At 57.2% G+C, this 17055-nt stretch carries 14 protein-coding genes and 1 pseudogene; 3 read left to right on the top strand and 12 right to left on the bottom strand.

The genetic code is table 11. The features are described from left to right. Positions 1-41: 41 nt before the first annotated feature. Together D3871_RS19645 and ctlX are read left to right on the top strand one after the other, a co-directional pair. Positions 42-1106 carry an ornithine cyclodeaminase gene (locus D3871_RS19645; protein ID WP_119770752.1) on the top strand — a complete coding sequence of 355 codons (1065 nt, stop codon included), beginning with the start codon at positions 42-44 and terminating at the stop codon, positions 1104-1106. A gap of 71 nt (positions 1107-1177) precedes the next feature. Continuing rightward, complete coding sequence (gene ctlX, locus D3871_RS19640; protein WP_119770751.1) at positions 1178-2146, top strand: citrulline utilization hydrolase CtlX; 969 nt, start codon at positions 1178-1180, stop codon at positions 2144-2146. Between the two features lie 38 nt (positions 2147-2184). Here the strand turns inward: ctlX and D3871_RS19635 are convergent, their stop codons facing one another. The 9 genes from D3871_RS19635 to D3871_RS19595 all read right to left on the bottom strand — a co-directional run bounded on the left by D3871_RS19635 (position 2185) and on the right by D3871_RS19595 (position 14163). After that, positions 2185-2862, bottom strand: a complete 678-nt coding sequence (locus D3871_RS19635) for an RraA family protein (protein ID WP_233575729.1) — start codon at positions 2860-2862, stop codon at positions 2185-2187. Between the two features lie 229 nt (positions 2863-3091). Next, positions 3092-6139: a D-2-hydroxyglutarate dehydrogenase YdiJ gene (ydiJ, locus tag D3871_RS19630; RefSeq protein ID WP_119770749.1), complete on the bottom strand. Its 3048-nt coding sequence runs from the start codon at positions 6137-6139 to the stop codon at positions 3092-3094. A gap of 132 nt (positions 6140-6271) precedes the next feature. Continuing rightward, a complete protein-coding gene (locus tag D3871_RS19625) occupies positions 6272-7717 on the bottom strand; it encodes an aldehyde dehydrogenase family protein (RefSeq protein ID WP_119770748.1) in 1446 nt (481 codons plus the stop codon). A 111-nt stretch (positions 7718-7828) separates the two neighbouring features. Continuing rightward, the gene (locus D3871_RS19620; RefSeq protein ID WP_119771453.1) at positions 7829-8782 is read right to left on the bottom strand and encodes a 2-hydroxyacid dehydrogenase; all 954 of its coding nucleotides are present in this window, start codon (positions 8780-8782) and stop codon (positions 7829-7831) included. Positions 8783-8824: 42 nt separating this feature from the next. Continuing rightward, entirely contained in the window at positions 8825-10030 is a 1206-nt protein-coding gene (locus tag D3871_RS19615) for a YncE family protein (RefSeq protein ID WP_119770747.1), read from the bottom strand. Positions 10031-10127: 97 nt separating this feature from the next. Then, entirely contained in the window at positions 10128-11102 is a 975-nt protein-coding gene (locus tag D3871_RS19610) for a Bug family tripartite tricarboxylate transporter substrate binding protein (RefSeq protein ID WP_119770746.1), read from the bottom strand. 56 nt (positions 11103-11158) lie between these two features. Continuing rightward, complete coding sequence (locus tag D3871_RS19605; RefSeq protein WP_119770745.1) at positions 11159-11740, bottom strand: amino acid synthesis family protein; 582 nt, start codon at positions 11738-11740, stop codon at positions 11159-11161. Positions 11741-11908: 168 nt separating this feature from the next. Next, positions 11909-12877, bottom strand: a complete 969-nt coding sequence (locus D3871_RS19600) for an NAD(P)-dependent oxidoreductase (protein ID WP_274381767.1) — start codon at positions 12875-12877, stop codon at positions 11909-11911. A gap of 260 nt (positions 12878-13137) precedes the next feature. After that, entirely contained in the window at positions 13138-14163 is a 1026-nt protein-coding gene (locus D3871_RS19595; RefSeq protein ID WP_119770743.1) for a LysR family transcriptional regulator, read from the bottom strand. A gap of 93 nt (positions 14164-14256) precedes the next feature. Here D3871_RS19595 and D3871_RS19590 point away from each other — a divergent pair. Beyond that, positions 14257-14469, top strand: a pseudogene (locus D3871_RS19590) (MetQ/NlpA family ABC transporter substrate-binding protein); the annotation flags it as partial. Between the two features lie 51 nt (positions 14470-14520). Here D3871_RS19590 and D3871_RS19585 read toward each other — a convergent pair. From D3871_RS19585 to D3871_RS19575, 3 genes are all read right to left on the bottom strand, one after another. Beyond that, on the bottom strand, positions 14521-14865 hold the full coding sequence (locus tag D3871_RS19585; RefSeq protein ID WP_147376852.1) for a hypothetical protein: 345 nt from the start codon (positions 14863-14865) through the stop codon (positions 14521-14523). A gap of 359 nt (positions 14866-15224) precedes the next feature. After that, entirely contained in the window at positions 15225-16202 is a 978-nt protein-coding gene (locus D3871_RS29965; protein ID WP_147376851.1) for a hypothetical protein, read from the bottom strand. Between the two features lie 366 nt (positions 16203-16568). Beyond that, entirely contained in the window at positions 16569-17000 is a 432-nt protein-coding gene (locus D3871_RS19575; protein WP_119770740.1) for a hypothetical protein, read from the bottom strand. Positions 17001-17055 lie beyond the last annotated feature (55 nt).

Raw genomic sequence — 17055 nt, 5'->3', positions numbered from 1 at the left:
CACGGAGTGGCTGCTAACGCAGACCCACAGAAGGAATAAAAATGACCCGCTACATTGATATCAAGGACGTTCAAAAGCTCGTGAAGTCGATTGGTGCCGAAACATTCATCACCCAGCTTGCAGGCTATATCCGCGCAGATTATCTGCGCTGGCACGATTTTGTAAAATCGGCCCGCGTCGCGAACCATTCCGACATTGGCGTCATCGAATTGATGCCGGCGTCGGACGACGCACAGTACGCGTTCAAGTACGTTAACGGCCACCCAAAGAACACCCAGATCAACATGTTGACGGTGATGGCATTCGGTACGCTTGCAGACGTGCGAACCGGCTATCCGCGTCTTCTCAGCGAACTGACTATTACCACTGCCCTCCGCACCGCCGCAACCTCCGCCCTGGTCGGCCGCTCGCTCGCGCGCCACAACTCGAAATCGATGGCCATCATCGGCAACGGCGCACAGAGCGAATTTCAGGTGTTGGCATTCAAGGCTTTGCTTGGCATCCGCGAAGTGCGCGCATACGACATTGATCCCGCTGCGACGCAAAAACTGATTCGCAATCTGGCGGGCGTTCCTGACCTGCATATCATCGCTGCGAAGAGCGTACGTGAGGCGATCCAGGGCGCTGATATCGTCACCACAGTCACCGCTGACAAAACGAACGCAACAATCCTCACGCCGGACATGATTGAGCCGGGCATGCACATTAACGCCGTTGGCGGCGATTGTCCTGGTAAAACCGAGCTGCATGCAGACATCCTGCGAAACGCGCGTGTCATTGTCGAGTTCGAGCCTCAAAGCCGAATCGAAGGAGACATTCAGCAGATGCCTGCCGATTTCCCGGTGACGGAATTGTGGCAAGTATTGGCTGAAATGGAACCCGGCCGCCAAACCCATGACCAAGTCACGGTATTCGATTCAGTCGGTTTTGCGCTTGAAGATTTCTCGGCGCTACGGTACGTCAACGACTTGGCTGAAGCAAAGTCTATCGGATCGCATATCGACCTGGTGCCCATGCCGGATAACCCGAAAGATCTCTACCAGTATGTTGCACCATGGGTCGAGAGCGACGTCAACGATTCGTCGCGGGTCGTGATGACGGCCTAAGACCGAGTTGGAGGCCACGCACAGATTCGTCCCCCATAACGCCATGAAGATTCAAGGGTTCAAGAAAAAATATGCAGACTACCAACCACGTCCTGATGATTCGACCGGTCAAGTTCGTGTCCAATCCGCAAACCGCAACCAGCAACGCGTTTCAGAAAAGCGACCTTGTGGATGACGTCGCGCAGAGCCTTGCCCAACGAGAGTTTGACGATTATGTCCATGCATTGCGAAATGCCGGTGTCAAGGTAGTCGTCGTCGACGACACGCCGCGGCCACATACGCCGGACTCGATCTTTCCGAACAACTGGGTAAGCTTTCACTCCGACGGAAGAGTTTTCCTGTACCCGATGGAGGCGCCGAACCGTAGGATGGAACGTCGCGTCGCCGTGCTCGCCGAAATTGAAAAGCAGTTCGCTATCCGCGAGATTGTTGACCTTGGGCGGTTCGAGATGGAAGACAAGTACCTGGAGGGAACGGGGTCCATGGTGCTCGACCACGACCACAAGATCGCGTATGTTTGTCATTCATCGCGCAGTCATCCCGACGCCATGCGAGCGTTCGAGGAGCGAACCGGATTCCAGGCACTATGGTTTTCAGCAACTGACCGGCACGGCAAGGCCATCTATCACACGAACGTCATGATGTGCGTCGGCAAGTCCTTGGCCATCGTTTGCATGGATTCCATCCCTGACTCCGAAGAGCGACAGGCAGTCCGCGACAAGTTGCATGAAACCGGAAAGCAAATTATCGAGATTACGCATTCCCAGATGGAATCGTTCGCAGGCAACATGTTGGAACTGCGTTCCGACCAGGGACGCCCCGTATTTGCTATGTCGCGTAGCGCATGGCACTCACTGGACCTCGAACAACAGCACCGCATCGCCAGCTATGCAGAACGCGTGTTCGCCCCCGTCGAAACTATTGAGCGTTTGGGAGGCGGTAGTGCCCGCTGCATGATTGCGGAAATCTTTCTGCCCCGGCTAGGAATGGCAGCGAACAATTGCGCAACGACGTCCTTTCCTGAAGCAGCGCATAGATAAAGACACTGTACGCGTCCATACCTTGCGCGCATTTTTGATTACTCCAACACCTGCACATTGCGTGTTCGAAGTGTCTTTTCAATCCACGCATCGTCGTACCTGTTCAAGGCGATCGACTCGAAGATTGCCGCTTCGTCAGCGGCTTTTTGCCTGGACGCCGCGGCGACCGCCCTGGCGTCCACGGGTGAGACGAAAACAACTCCATCATCGTCACCAACGACAATGTCGCCGGGTTGAACGACTACGCCGCTGATCGACACTGGAGCGTTGATTTCCCCGGGACCTTCCTTGTAAGGACCACGATGGCAGACACCACGCGCGTAACACGGAAAGTCATCCTCGCGATAGGCGGCGACGTCCCGGATTGCCCCGTCCATGACGACGCCTGCGAATCCTCGTGCCTGAGCGACCCGCTTCATGATCTCTCCCATTAGCGCACGGTCGAGACTTCCGTCACCGTCAATCACCAGGACATCGCCAACACCGCCCATCTGCAGGGCCTTGTGAATCATCAGGTTATCACCGCTCCGTACTCGCACCGTCAATGCCTGGCCAAGCAGACGGGTACCGGGACGATGAAACGGATGCAGATTCCACGTCCCGTTAAGGCGAGACAGGTTGTCGCTGATGATTGATGCCGGAAGGTTTCCAAACAGCGCAATCAGGTTTTCGTCGGTCCTTGCGCGGTTATAAATGCGAAATCCAGGTTGTGTCACTGCACTCTCCTCTTGATGACAAGCCATGCACCGCTGTGCAGGCGCTAGTGTCCTGTTCCGCAAATTCGTTGAACAATAAATGCGGCGAAATTGTGTCGAGACAAGGAAAAAAGCACAGCAAGGCCGGGGCCTTGCGCGCATTTTTGACGCAGTATCGGCGCAATTGTCGTCGTCATTTATTCAACGAATTTAGGAAACAGGACACTATGTTAAAACGTCGTAATCTGACTCAATGGTGGTCGATGTTCTCAAGGAGCACCTCCACCGGGTGCCGTAACCGTCGTCCACGGAAGCGCGCCGCTTGGCTCCGGCACGAATACCCCGTCGCCAAGAGCTCTCCTTGTGATATTTCGGTGCCGCCGTCGAGGATTGGTCCCCAAGACTGTTCAAATATCGTTTTGGATGTTCTTACGTTGCGCGACTCGTGCCCGTAAGTTCCTGACATCCCGCAACATCCGCTGGCCTGAACGTCCAGTCGCAGCCCGGCACGGGCGAAGACCTGCTGCCACTGGCCGACACTGGCGGGAACATTGGTCCTCTCGGTGCAGTGGGCGAGCAACCGGAAGTTTGCACCGGCGGTCGGATCGGATTGAGGTAGAACGCGCAAGAGCCATTCTTGCGGCAGCAGAACGAGTGGACAGTCCTGCGCACCCGTCACCTTGAGATATTCCTGCCGGTACACCAAGGTCATCGCCGGATCGAGCCCTACCAGGGGAATGCCACTTGCGGAAAGCGCCTTTAGCAAAGCGGCATTACTGGCCGCCGCCCGTTCGAATGCGGGCAGGAAGCCCTGACCATGCAAGGGCTTGCCGTTCGGCCGGAATGGTGCGATGTAGACACGGTAGCCGGTACGGGCGGCCAGTTCGACGAACGCGGCCCATACCGGCGTTTCAAACCAGCGCGTGAATGCGTCTTGCACCAGCACCACGCTGCGCTCACGCTCTTCCGCCGTCAGCGCTGCCAGCAATTCAGCGCTTGCAACGCGAACCTGCAGGCGACGCAACAGCGGCGCCACGTCGAAGCGTGTGAGCAATGGACTGTCGACCATGCCTGCACATCGGTCGAGCATTGTGCGCATCCAGGATGACGACATGATTCCGTTATACAAACGCGGCGCGCGCGCGAGGTACGGGATCGTGTACTCCAACGAGCCGATGAGGTAGTCCTTCAGCGGCCGCAGATAACGGGCGTGATAGAGGGCCAGGAAGCGCGCGCGGAAATCGGGCACGCTGACCTTGACCGGACACTGCCCGGCGCACGACTTGCAGGCAAGGCACCCAGCCATCGCCTCGTAGACCTCGTGCGAAAAATCATTCTTGGCGGTTCCGGATCGGCTATTGCGCCAGCGTTGCGGCAATGTACGTGCAAAGGCGAGGACCGACGCACGCGGTTCGGCCAGCACGTCCGTTCCCACCAGATCCTGCAAGCGCAGCCACTCGCGCATTAGCGAGGCACGTCCTTTGGGGGAATGCCGGCGCTCCCGTGTTCCCTTCCAGGATGGGCACATCGCGTCGTCCGGGTCGAAGTTATAGCAGGCGCCGTTTCCATTGCAATGCATCGCGGCACCGTAGCTCCGCCAGACGCGCTCGTCGATCTGCCTGTCAGCTTCGCCACGTAGTGGCACGCCATCGATGCGGAGCAGCTTCGCCTCGCGGATGGTGGCTGGGGTCGCGATCTTTCCTGGATTTAACTGATTGTTTGGATCGAACGCTGCCTTCAATTGCTGCAACGCCGGGTAGAGTTCGCCAAAGAATTCCGGGGCATACTCTGAACGGACACCCTTGCCATGTTCGCCCCAAAGAAGACCTCCATACTTCTTTGTCAGGCCTGCCACACCGTCGGAAACCGTGCGTATCAGCTTCACCTGCTCGGGATCTTTCAGATCCAGCAAGGGGCGGACATGCAATACGCCGGCATCGACATGGCCAAACATGCCATAGCTGAGCCCAAGGCCGTCAAGCAGGCTGCGAAACTCGGCAATGTACTCCGGCAGCACCTCGGGCGGGACGGCGGTGTCTTCGACAAAGGGTTGTGGGCGCGCCTCGCCCTGTACGTTTCCGAGCAGGCCCACGGCACGCTTGCGCATTGTGTAGACCTTTTCCACAACCTCCGCGCCCGTGGCCAGCGTGTGCCCGAGCCGACGTACGCTCGCATCGGACTGCAAATGCGCAGTGAATGCGGACACACGCGTGTTTACTTCGTCCACATCATCGCCGCTGAATTCGACCAGATTGATGCCCAGGGTCTCCGGCTCGCCCTCCGTCCGCGGAAAGTAATCCGCCACGCTGGTCCACACAATGTCCTTCATGGCCAGCAGCAGCACCTTGGAGTCCACTGTTTCGATCGAGAGCGGCTGGTGCGACATTAACGCCCGGGCGTCGCGCAGAGCGTCCATGAAGCCCGCATAACGCACGTTCACGAGCACGGAATACTTTGGGATTGGCAGAACATTAAGCTCTGCTTCCACCACGAAACCAAGCGACCCTTCCGCGCCGCACAGCACGCTATTCAGATTGAACCTGCCGTCCGGCTCCTTCAGGTGGGCCAGGTCGTAACCGGTGAGGCAGCGATTGAGCTTCGGGAAACGTTCGTCGATCAACGCAGCCTGAGATTCAACGATCCGCACCGCCGCGCGGTACGCGTCCCCTACCCGCCCGGGTCGCCGCAACAGGTCGCCGAGCGCGGCGCGCTCGAGCGGCCGGCTCTCGAAGCGGTCACCGCCAAGCAGGACGCAATCGAGCATCAACACATGGTCGCGCGTCTTGCCATAGGTACAGCTTCCCTGTCCGCTGGCATCGGTATTGATCATGCCTCCCAGCGTCGCCCGATTGCTGGTCGACAGTTCCGGCGCGAAAAACAGGCCGTACGGCGCCAGCGCCGCATTCAGTTGATCCTTGACTACTCCTGCCTGCACGCGTACACGGCGTGCCTGCGGATCGATCGCCAGGATCCGGGTCATGTGGCGCGACACATCGACCACAATGCCATCCGTTAGCGACTGTCCATTCGTACCAGTGCCGCCGCCGCGGGGGGTGAGCACTATCCGGCGGTAAGCGGGTTCAGCCGCCAGTCGGGCGAGCCGCTGCACGTCTTCCGCATCAAGAGGAAAAACGATTGCCTGCGGCAGCCGCTGGTAGATGGAATTGTCGGTGGAGAGGACCGTCCGGTCAGCATAGGCGGTGGAAATCTCTCCGCGAAAGCCGGCAGAGGCTAGCGCGCCGAGGAAATCACGGTAGCTCTGCATCAGGGTATCAGGAGGAACGACGTGTGCAATCATGGCAGCTGGTATTAAGGCGGGAACGATGGACGTTGCTTTACTTTCCACGCACCTTGCTTCGGTGTGGCCACTCAGGGTGGACCGGCGTGGCAACGATCCCCACTCCAGGGTGATTTTTTTCTGCACTACCGTTCAAGCCGCGGTATAGGCGGTCTTCACCGTGGTGAAGAATTCCTGTGCATAGCGTCCCTGCTCTCGCGGACCATAACTGCTGGCCTTGCGGCCGCCGAACGGCACATGGTAGTCCACGCCGGCAGTCGGCAGATTGACCATGACCATGCCCGACTGCACGTGCCGCTTGAAATGGGTCGCATGCTTCAGGCTTGTGGTCGCGATTCCAGCCGAGAGTCCGTATTCGGTATTGTTGGCGACGTCCAGTGCTTCTTCGTAGTCCTTTACCTTGATGACGGCCGCCAGCGGGCCAAAAACTTCCTCGCGGTTGATCCGCATGCCTGCGGCGGTATCCGTGAGCAGTGTCGGGGTGACGAAGAAGCCGGTATTGCCGCTCCCGGTGTGGCAACTTGCCGCTGTCCCGCCGGCTGCCAGGGTCGCGCCTTCTCCAAGGGCCACGTCTACGTACATCAAGTCTTGCTCCATCTGCGCCTGGCTTGCGGCCGGCCCGATATCCGTACCGGCTGCGAGCGCGTCACCCACTCGGAGCGTCGCCATGCGCTCCTTCATGGCCGCAATGAAGCGGTCGTAGATGCCTTCGGTGACGATAAGACGACTGGATGCAGTGCAGCGTTGACCAGTGGAGAAGAAAGCGCTCTGCACGGAAAGCTCCACCGCCTGCGCCAAATCGGCATCGTCGAGGACAACCTGCGGATTCTTGCCTCCCATTTCCAGCTGCACCTTTTTACCATGCTCGGCGCATTGCATAGCGATGCGGTGGCCGACGCTGGTGGAACCGGTAAAGCTCACCGCTACGATGCCAGGATGGGTTACCAGAGGGTCGCCGATTACGCTGCCGCGTCCCATGACCAGGTTGAAGACGCCAGCCGGAAGACCTGAGCGGTGAATGATTTCGGCAAGCGCCCAGGCCGAAGCCGGGACGAGGTCGGCGGGCTTGAAGACGACGCAATTGCCAAAAGCCAGAGCCGGGGCGATCTTCCAGGCGGGAATGGCAATCGGAAAATTCCACGGTGTAATCAGGCCAACGACGCCGATGGGCTCGCGTGTGATGTCAACACCTACCCCGGGACGCACCGAGGGCAAAGTTTCGCCGGAAAGACGCAAGCATTCTCCGGCAAAGAACTTGAAAATGTGACCGGCGCGGGTAACTTCACCGATGGCTTCGGGCCGGGTTTTCCCTTCCTCGCGAGCGAGCAGTGTTCCAAGTTCTTCGCGTCGTGCCAGTATTTCGGACCCGATCTTGTCGAGCGTGTCGCTGCGTGCCTGCACGCTGCCTGTGGACCAGCGCGGAAAGGCTGCTTGGGCGGCAGACACGGCTGCATCGAGCTGCGTCACGTCGGCCTGAGCATATTCGCCGATCGTGTCAGCGGTGTCGGAGGGGTTGAGGTTGTGCCCGTAGCGTGCGCCTGCTACCCATTCGCCGCCGATAAGATTGTTGAAAGGCATGGTTGATTGCTCCCGCGCTGATGCGCATAGAAAGAGATGGACGACCGTAACCAGCTGCGTCGCTCGTCGCGGAGCGCACAGTTGTTCTCCCGGTTCAGTCGCCAACTCGTTTTAGTTCACTTGTGTCAGCAGCGGCTGGCCGCTGAAATGCGCCTCGGCGTTTTCCAGGAAACGCAGCACCGACGCATGGATTGCTTGCGGTGAGATGCCGCCGATATGCGGCGTGAGCACCGCATTCTCGAACTCCAGCAAGGGTGCCGGCGGCATGGGCTCGTTCTCGTACACATCGAGTGCCGCTGCCCAAATGCGCTTGTCGCGCAAGGCATCGGCCACTGCATTGGTATCGACGAGTGTGCCGCGTGCAATATTAACCACCACCCCCTGCGGTCCCAGCGCATCGAGCACTTCCGCATTGACGATGTGGTACGTCTCCTTGCCGCCTGGTGCAGCGATCACCAGGAAATCACACCAGGCCGCCAGCGCCTTGATATCGTCGAACCATTGAAAGCCGGTCTCGTCACGTCGTGTCCGACTGTGGTAGCCGATCTCCATATCGAAGCCCTGCGCGCGCTTGGCAATCTTCTTGCCGATCGCACCCAGGCCGAAGATCCCCATCCTGCGTCCGGAGACGTGCGGCGGACGCGGAATATCGTCGCGCCATAAACCATGGCGCACGCCGTTGTTAAGGAAAGGCAGGCGGCGAATAGCGGCCAGCAGAATCGTCATCGCATGATCGGCGACCGCGTCGTCATTGGTGCCGGCCGCATTGCATACCGGGATGCCACGGGCGCGAGCCGCGTCCCGCGCCACATTCTCAAAGCCGACTCCGACAGTGCAAATCAGCTCCAGCCGGGGCAACTGCGCAATTTCCTCGGCCAGCAGACCGTTGGTGCCGTTGGTCAGCACGACCCGGATGTCTGTACCGCGCGCGGCGATCTGCGCCTGGCCATTGGATCGGTCTGCGCCGAGCCCGGCATTGGGTGCGTAAATCATTTCGAAGCGCTCGGATACCAGAGCGCGGTGTTCTTCGGAAAGGTATACCAAGACGAGCAGCACGGGCTTCATATTGGAATCATTCATCTTCATGATCAGATAGATTGCGTAGCGTTATAGATAATAATTAATCCGGCCTAGCGCCACGGCCGCAACGTCGATGGTGCAGCAGTCGAACTGCAGGCGCTCTCCGGTATCGGCCAGTGTATTGCCGTCGGCGCGGTAGAGCCGCACCTGACGGTTCATGGCATCCTGGACCAGAACCCCATGGCCGTCCGGCGTGAAGGCATGCCCTTGCAGCCATTGACCGCCCGCCAACTTCGCGGCAGGCAGCAGACGTCCGCCATCGATACGGTACTGCACATAGGCGGCCGTTCCGAAAAAGGGCGAAGCTTTGGGCTTGTTGCTGCCATTGATTACGGTCACACCGAGCTTGCTGCCGTCCGGCGAGAAAACCACTCCTTCGGGTGTCTGCCCTACGGTAATTGTGTCGACGGTGCGCGGCGGCTCCGCCCGAAGATCGATCAAACTGATCGTGTCGGCATCGCCGCTGCCGGCGCCCAGATTCGTCACCGCGGCCCAATGTCCATCAGACGAGATATCTAGCCCATAGGGACGCAGGCCGGCAAAGATTGCGCGTTGATCGAGCTTGACCGTGCGGCCATCAATAGCCAGCATGCTGATACGGTTGTCGCCGTCGCGCGTCACCAGCGCGCGGCGGCCATCTGGTGTAAAGGCGACATGTGCTGGCCCCGATTTCTCGCCGAGCATGACCTTGTCCACAGCCGCCACCTTATCCTGATCGATTGCCAGCACCGAGACCGATCCCTCGACGCGGTTTGCGACAAGCGCCAGCGTGCCGGCGCGATTGATTGAAATGCCCGATGCGCCTGCCCCCGCATTCACCGTTGCGATGACGCGTGGTGCGGCTGCACCGCTCGGGTCGAGCGCAACCACCGATACGAGATCGTAGGGCACGACCTTTTCCGCGTTCACCGGGTCGCGTCGGGTAGCCGCACTGATCAGGGCCATGCGTCCGCCTGGCGCAATGGCGATTGAGCTCGGCGGTCCCACCAGGGAAACCGGCATGGCGATCTGGTGGACGACACGCAGGCGCGAGCCGCTGACCTCGATCACGGCCAGCGTGTCATCCGCCTTGCCAACAGCGGGCGCACCATCGGCAAGGGCAGCACGGCCGTCCTGGGTTGAAAGGAAATAGACGGTGTTGGTACTGGCGCTGTGCGGCGTGGTGCATCCGGCCGCTGTGCACACGACAGCTGCAGCCAGAATGGCGCGTATGGCTTTGGAAGGAATGGGCATGTGAAGTCCGGGTCTTGGAGTCAACTGAAGAGAATTGGCCGGTTGGCGCGTCCGCCGTATTGGCAGGATAGTCTTGCCCAACCGGTCACTCCTTACCTTAATCAATGCGAGCACCGGACAGCTTGATCAGCTTGCCCCACTTGTCGATCTCGGTCGTCAGGAATTGCTTGAACTCCTCGGGCGAGTTACCTACCGGCGTTGAGCCTTGATCCGCAAGCGTCTTGCGCACGGCCGGATCCTGCAGCGCCTCGCGGATCGCAGCACTCAGCTTGGTGATGATAGGCTGCGGCGTGCCGGCAGGCGCAAATACACCGTTCCACAGCACGACTTCGTAACCGGGCAGGACTTCCGCTACCGCCGGCACGCTGGGAAGACGCGACGAACGGGTCTTGGTGGTTACGCCCAGCGGCCGCAGCTTGCCGCTGTCGATGTATGACAGAACTTCGACCAGCGGCGAGAACACGGCCTGAATCTGGCCCGCCAAGAGGTCGGTATTGGCCGGCGCACCACCCTTATAGGGTACATGGACCATGTCGCCGCCCACCATGTTGTTGAACAAGGCGCCGGACAAATGCTGGGAAGCACCGTTGCCGGCGGATCCGTAGGTGATGTGCACTTTTTTCTGTTTGACCAGATCGACAAACTCTTTGAGGTCCTTGGCCGGGACGTCATTGTTGACCACCAGTACATTCGGAATCAGGCTGACCTGCGAGACCGTAATCAGATCCTTCTGCAGGTTGAATCCCATGTTCTTGTATAGCGTGACATTGGAGGCAACGGTGCTCGTGTGCATCAATAAGGTATAGCCGTCCGGCTTTGCCCTGGCCGCATACGCAGCGCCGATGTTGCCGCCGGCGCCAGGCTTGTTTTCCACAATCACCTGCTGGCCGAGCGTGCTGCTGAGCTTCTGCGCCAGCAAACGGGCCGTATAGTCGGTGCTGCCGCCGGGCGCGAATGGAAGGACCAGCGTTACCGGGCGCTCCGGCCAGTCGGCCGCGTGCGAAGAGGATGCGAAGAAGGTCGTCGCAACGACGACGGATGCAAATGCTCGCAGGAAGGTAGATCGTTTCACTATTGTCTCCTTTATTGAAATCTAGCGGCGTGGCACCACCACGCCGTACTTGCTTGTCAGCGCTGACCGTCGCCCACCTTGATCTCGTCGGCCCGCAATCCACCGAGACGCTCATGCACCCGTGTTCCCGTTGCCATCACCAGCGCATAGAGAAGCTCGTTCGGACGCGGGCCGTCTATCGTGCCCACCTCCATGGTGCTGAAGTGGCTGCGCACATAGGCAGCCTCGATGTGGTGCAAGGGGATCTGCAGCCTTGTACCCGCGCTTGCCACCACCTTTGCAGCCGGCACGATGGACTTAGCCTTTGGCAGATGCTGGCGCATCGGATAGCCGCCGCCGATATGCCAGATGGCGCCATGCTCGAGTTCGCCATTCAGACCGACGATTGCTCCCTTGCCATAGGCCTGGATCTTGTCGGCGCCTCCGAGAGCCTCGATGAGCTCCGGCACGATCTCCATGGCCATCTTGGTCGAGTCCTCAACCAGCTGAGTCAACTCTTCGACGTAGCGACCTGCATACGGATTCTCGATCACAACCGCGATGCTGCCCATCTTGATCGGTTCGCTGCGAGCAGGACCACCCTCGTGATAGACCGACTCGATGTTGAGCAGCTTCTTGCGGATTTTGATTAACGACATGGAAAACTCCTAAGCAAAAAATTATGAACGTGGGAGCGAGCAGCCGGCATCTACTACATTCGGTGCAGTCCATGGCAGACTTCACCGGCCTTTCGCTCCGATGACTGACATCAGTAGATGGCACAACACGCATACGCGCCTAAGCGTCCGGGAAAAACTAGTGACGCATTACTCGTCGGTCGACGCTTTACCAAACTGCGCGCCAGCCCATTGCTCGAAATGGCGAATGGGATATACGTTATCCTGCTGCCCATCGCCCTGAGTGATCGCGAAGGCAAGGAACTGGCGCGCCGCCGGGCTTACCAGCATCGGAGCGCCGATTTTCTCGGCCTCATCGATACACATCTTGATGTCCTTGTGCAGCAGTTCCGTCGTGAAGCGGATCGGGAAGCTGCGGTCCAGTGCGCATTGCGGAATGCGCTCCAGCGTGGCGAAGGAGCGACCGCTCGAAACGTTGATGACATCGAGCATGGTTTTCGAATCCAGGCCTGCCTTCACCCCATACACCAGGGCTTCACAGCTGGCGACCATGCTAGTCGCGTAAAGCGTGTTGTTGATGATCTTCATCGTCTGCCCCAGGCTCGGATCCGTGCCCAAATAGAAGATGTTTTTCCCTATGACGCGTAGCAGCGGCTCCACTTCCTTATAGGTATCCTCGGGGCCAGCAGGCATCACCGCCAGTGTTCCCTTCTCGGCTGCTACGGTGCCGCCCGAAACCGGCGCGCCGATCATCGCGATGCCACGCGCGTTGAGTAGTGCCTCCACTTCCTTGGTGACCGAGGGACCAGTGGTGGAAAGATCGACCACGATACGTACAGCACTGCCTTGCGCAACCTCCGCGGCAACCTCAGCCACAATGCGCGGCATCGGCAGGCACAGCAAAACGATTTCTGCTCTCGAAGCAAGCTCCTGCGCGCTGCCGACGCCGTGAGCGCCCTTTTCCACCAGGCGCCGTTGCATGGCTTCATTGCGGTCGTGAACAATGAGTTCATACCCAGCCGCTAATAAGCGCGTCCCAAAATGCACGCCAATGTTTCCCAAGCCAATAAGTCCGACTTTCATAAAGAATCTCTTCCCAAGTGAGTTGCGATACTGCCAACCATGCTCTGTGGTGCTTTCGCGGCATGGCAATGTCACAAATGGTAGGCTTGGCTGGATACCCGGGCAAATTCCGTTTATGGGGCGGGGTATAACTTTATGTTAAGGCTTGGCGAGGCACCAACCCGGCGCAGAAATGGGAAAGGTATCGATCGTTCACGGCCATGAGCTGCCGCCATTGGGTACGGATGCAGACTTACATTTCCTGATACCAAGCAAATTAAGTGGGAGCAAGACATCCGATGCGGAAGCAGCAGAAAGTGAGACTAAACTGCGTGTAAAACGCGCGTCGTCTCAATTCATTTTTTGTTGACAGCGCGTGGAGAACGCTTGGACACTTCAGCTTGCGTACTCTCAGAGTTTGCGCATTTTTCGTACGGCGCCGTCCGGAGGGCCTGGACGGTGGGCGAATCCTGTCGCTGGTGCGGGCGCTGCGGAGAATACGAGTGCATCGCACGAAGTATCTCGGCAAACTTGTCTGCATGCGTTTTGCGGGTATCAAAAACGGACCGTACGATGCTCGGCGTAAGACGGATTTCGTCCTCCAGCGGCAATACCTGCAGATCATTCCAGTCGATTCCCTCTACGGTAAACTGGTCAACCATTGCAATCCCCGCCCCCGAGCGCACCAGTGAACATGCGACGTCGGTCTGGTGAATATCGATGCGCGAAGAAAGCGTCAGGTTCGCCTTGCGAAACGCAGCCGACACCAGTTGGCCGAATGGAATGGCCGGATGGTGGGCGATGAGCGGATATCGCGCCAGGTCAGCGATGGAGACGCTGGCTTGCTGAGTGAGTTCATGACCAAGTGGAACCAGACAGACCATACGACCTTCCGTAAATGGCTGCACAGTCAGGTTAGGATGTTCCAGCGGAAGAACGGAAACGGCTATGTCAACTTTGTTACTTAGCACTTCCTGCGCCATGCTATTGAGCAGGGTCGTGTGATAATTCACGCGAATATTCGGATAGCGCTGCACAAACTCGGCGATCGCCTTCGGGATGAAACTGCGTGAAAGGCAGGGGCTAGAGGCGATGTTGAGCGTCCCGGATGGCCCTTGAGCAAGCCCCCGGGCAAAGTCTTCGACACGAAGCGCCTGCTGGAAAAATTCATCGACCTCGCGGAAGAGCGCCTCTGCCTCCGGCGTAGGTACCAGCTTTCCTTTGACGCGACTAAACAGCGATAAGCGCAAGGTCTGTTCAGTGTGCGAAATGATTCGGCTGACTGCCGGCTGCGACGTGAAGAGTAGCTTGGCCGCGCCGTTAATGGAACCGGTAAGCATTACCGCCCGGAAAACTTCCATTTGGCGTAGGCTAAATTTCATATCATGCTCACTCTCGGAAAAACTCGTTGCCGAACAATGGGTTACGGCAATGGCTCTTCGATTCTAGCATGCTGCCTGAGCTGCGAGAGAAGAGAGGTGGACCTTGCGTTAATCAATACCAACTATGCACCGGAAGCCAAGCTCAACCCGGTCAAGGATTCGCTCATCATCGAAAACGGCGATTCTCCCTATGCCCACCTACTGGTCGCAAGCGAAGACAATAAGGACAGCGCAGCAGTCAAGAAACTGGCCGCTGCCCTGAACCATACTTATCGTTGCTTTTCAGATATTTCATTCAAAGAATAAAGCAATCACTCCTTTCCTTGAAAAACCGAGCCGTGCGCACGCCTATAGAATTTAACCTCCGAAGTAGATATCGCCCGGCATATTGGGTTGACGCAATTGGTGAGGATGCGAAACATTTCCTCGACCGTCCTCTAGATTTTGCGTGGAATAGCGTGCACCTCCTACGCCATACGCGCCACTCGCCGGCTCATCGTTGCGACTACTACCGCTGCTCATTGGCGCGGCAGGCGCCCGCGATCCGCTTAATTCGGAGCGGACCTCCGCGCGTGATTTGAAGGACTGAAAGTCTTTGAATGAGTCAGCTCCATCCATGATGCCAACCTCAGCAACAGCCTGGCCTGCTGCTGTCAATGCAAAAACGGTGGAAAGAGCGGTAATCCACTGATTCGTTCTCATATTAAAGCTCCTCGATACGAAGATTATCCATGCCTTATTGTTGGCGAAATACGCTCCACTACGCATAGGCAAAAGGCGTAACGATGCCGCAATGGAAACCTTGCGTGGCATCGCAGGATATGTACTACATGCGCTATCTAAAATTTGCTAAGCGTGATTCCCGTTATGGCCGATAGTCGTAAGCGGCGAAATATGAAGGGCCGGGTCACACATTTGTGGTGCGGATCCATCGTTATGCGGTTGGCATGCGGATCGCCCCCATTTCGGAACCGTTGAGGTGAATGCCTACGGTAGGTGAGGACCACTATATGTCGCAGTCGCACTCACTTCAAGTGATAGATTTTTTGCTTCGGGGCGACTTAATGTCGTGTTGGTCCTGCAGGACCTTCATTGGACTGAAGCTTTCCTGAGGAAGACAGTGGCACTTGGGCTTCTGCTCTCGCATACGCATGGTCGACCGGACTTTTGAAACGGAACAGATGGATAGCCTCGGAAACAAAATACCGGTGTGCCACTGGAGTAGCTCCGTACCAGTGTACAAGATGGTCATAGAAACTGGAATTGCCCTTTGGGCCATTAACGTTAAGATAAGCGATGGCACGCCAGTCGGAATTTTTTTCCAAAAATGGCAGCAAGATATTTGCTACCAATTCATTCTTTTCACGCAAATATGGCTTGGAAATCAGTGACGGCCCATTATCACGAAACCATTGATCAAACGTGACATTCGTCGGGAGCTGTCTGTGGGGATCCGACAGCGCTCTTCGTGTGAAGGCCTGCATTTCCGATGCATAGGAGCGCCATCCCGGTAGCGGCGGGGCTTGTAACCAGGTTAACGAAAATCGCTTGAGCATATACAAAGAAGCGGTTTCACACAGCGTTTCCTCAAACCATTGGTGTCGTGCATGATGAGGTGGTGCATGGTATTCATACTGCGCAAGAATATGAAATAACTCATGCGAGAACTCATAAATATACTCAGCCCAGTGTTGATCTTTTGCGGCCAATAAAATCTGATATTCATTGCGCGGACCTTTTTGGTAGAGCACGACCGGCGCATGTGACGACGGGGACACAATAATCGGGTCGAGCTTCTTCCCTGGGAAATGCGTGAGGATCTCACTCGCCACTGCACTGAGTAGCAATTCAATTTGTTTCGACTCCACATTGCCCCAGCCACCCGCTGAAACAACGATTGTCGGCCTGGTCTGACCTTGTATTTGAGAGTGATTCTTTTTATCGTGCTGACGCAGCTTTCCATCAGAAACAGAAGCCTCCACGCCGTGGAAATGCAATAAAGAGAAAACCGCTGAGGTTAGAACGGTAACGCGTTTCACTTGCTCACCTCTGAAAACTTGAATGAACTTTCACACTGCGCTTTCCTGTTACGTTTTTCGGTGATCCTGGAAGGCAGGAGAATTTGGACTGAAAAAGGGAGCTTTTTGTAAGATCCTTTCTCCCGAATAGTTAATTTCCGACTATTCGCTACCTATGTTGACCACTGAATGAGAGAAATGTTTTAAGGATATTTGACCCACTCTCTAAAATTAGTACAGTAGTAGAAAGGATTCTTCTTAGGAAACAGGATGGGGCGGTGTTTTTCTGAAGAGCAAAGAGACCTGGTTTGCCGATCTGACCGTACGCGAAACTGAAATGGGCCCGATGTCATGCTATCGTTCTTCAGCATTAAACTTCGATCGGCCTTACTTTAGCGTGAAGCGAACGCTTTGCGGCTTACTGCCCGTGGCGACAGATGCGACTACTTTGGTACCCTTGTCAACCTTGAACGTTCCTTTCGCTTGCAACTTGTTCTCATCTGCCGGGACAAGCTTCACTTCGGATTTGTCGGAAGCAGACAGCAGCGTCAGGGTCGCCGACGCGTCCTTAGTATTGACCGACTTGCCATGGTCTGTGATGTAAAGAGTTATCGTGTCGGGCTTTACAACCAGCTCGTAGTTGACGTCCTTGACGACAGACACGATACCCCCGTACATCGGCTTGGCATCATGAGCGTGTTCACCGCCCTTTTTATCCTCATGGTTGTGGCCTTTATGGTCATCTGCAGTCATGCCGATATTGGCAAAAGACATGGCAAGTACCGCGAGAGTAGCCGAAGCAAATTGATGAAATTTCATATTTTCTCCTGATAGTAGTAAAACGCCTTGGTGTAGCAGTCAAGCGGGCCCCCAT

Origin of the sequence: Noviherbaspirillum saxi, from assembly GCF_003591035.1 — a bacterium.
Lineage (GTDB): Bacteria > Pseudomonadota > Gammaproteobacteria > Burkholderiales > Burkholderiaceae_D > Noviherbaspirillum > Noviherbaspirillum saxi.
Note: the sequence above shows the minus strand (reverse complement) of the source record. Positions and strands in the feature narration are given on the sequence as shown.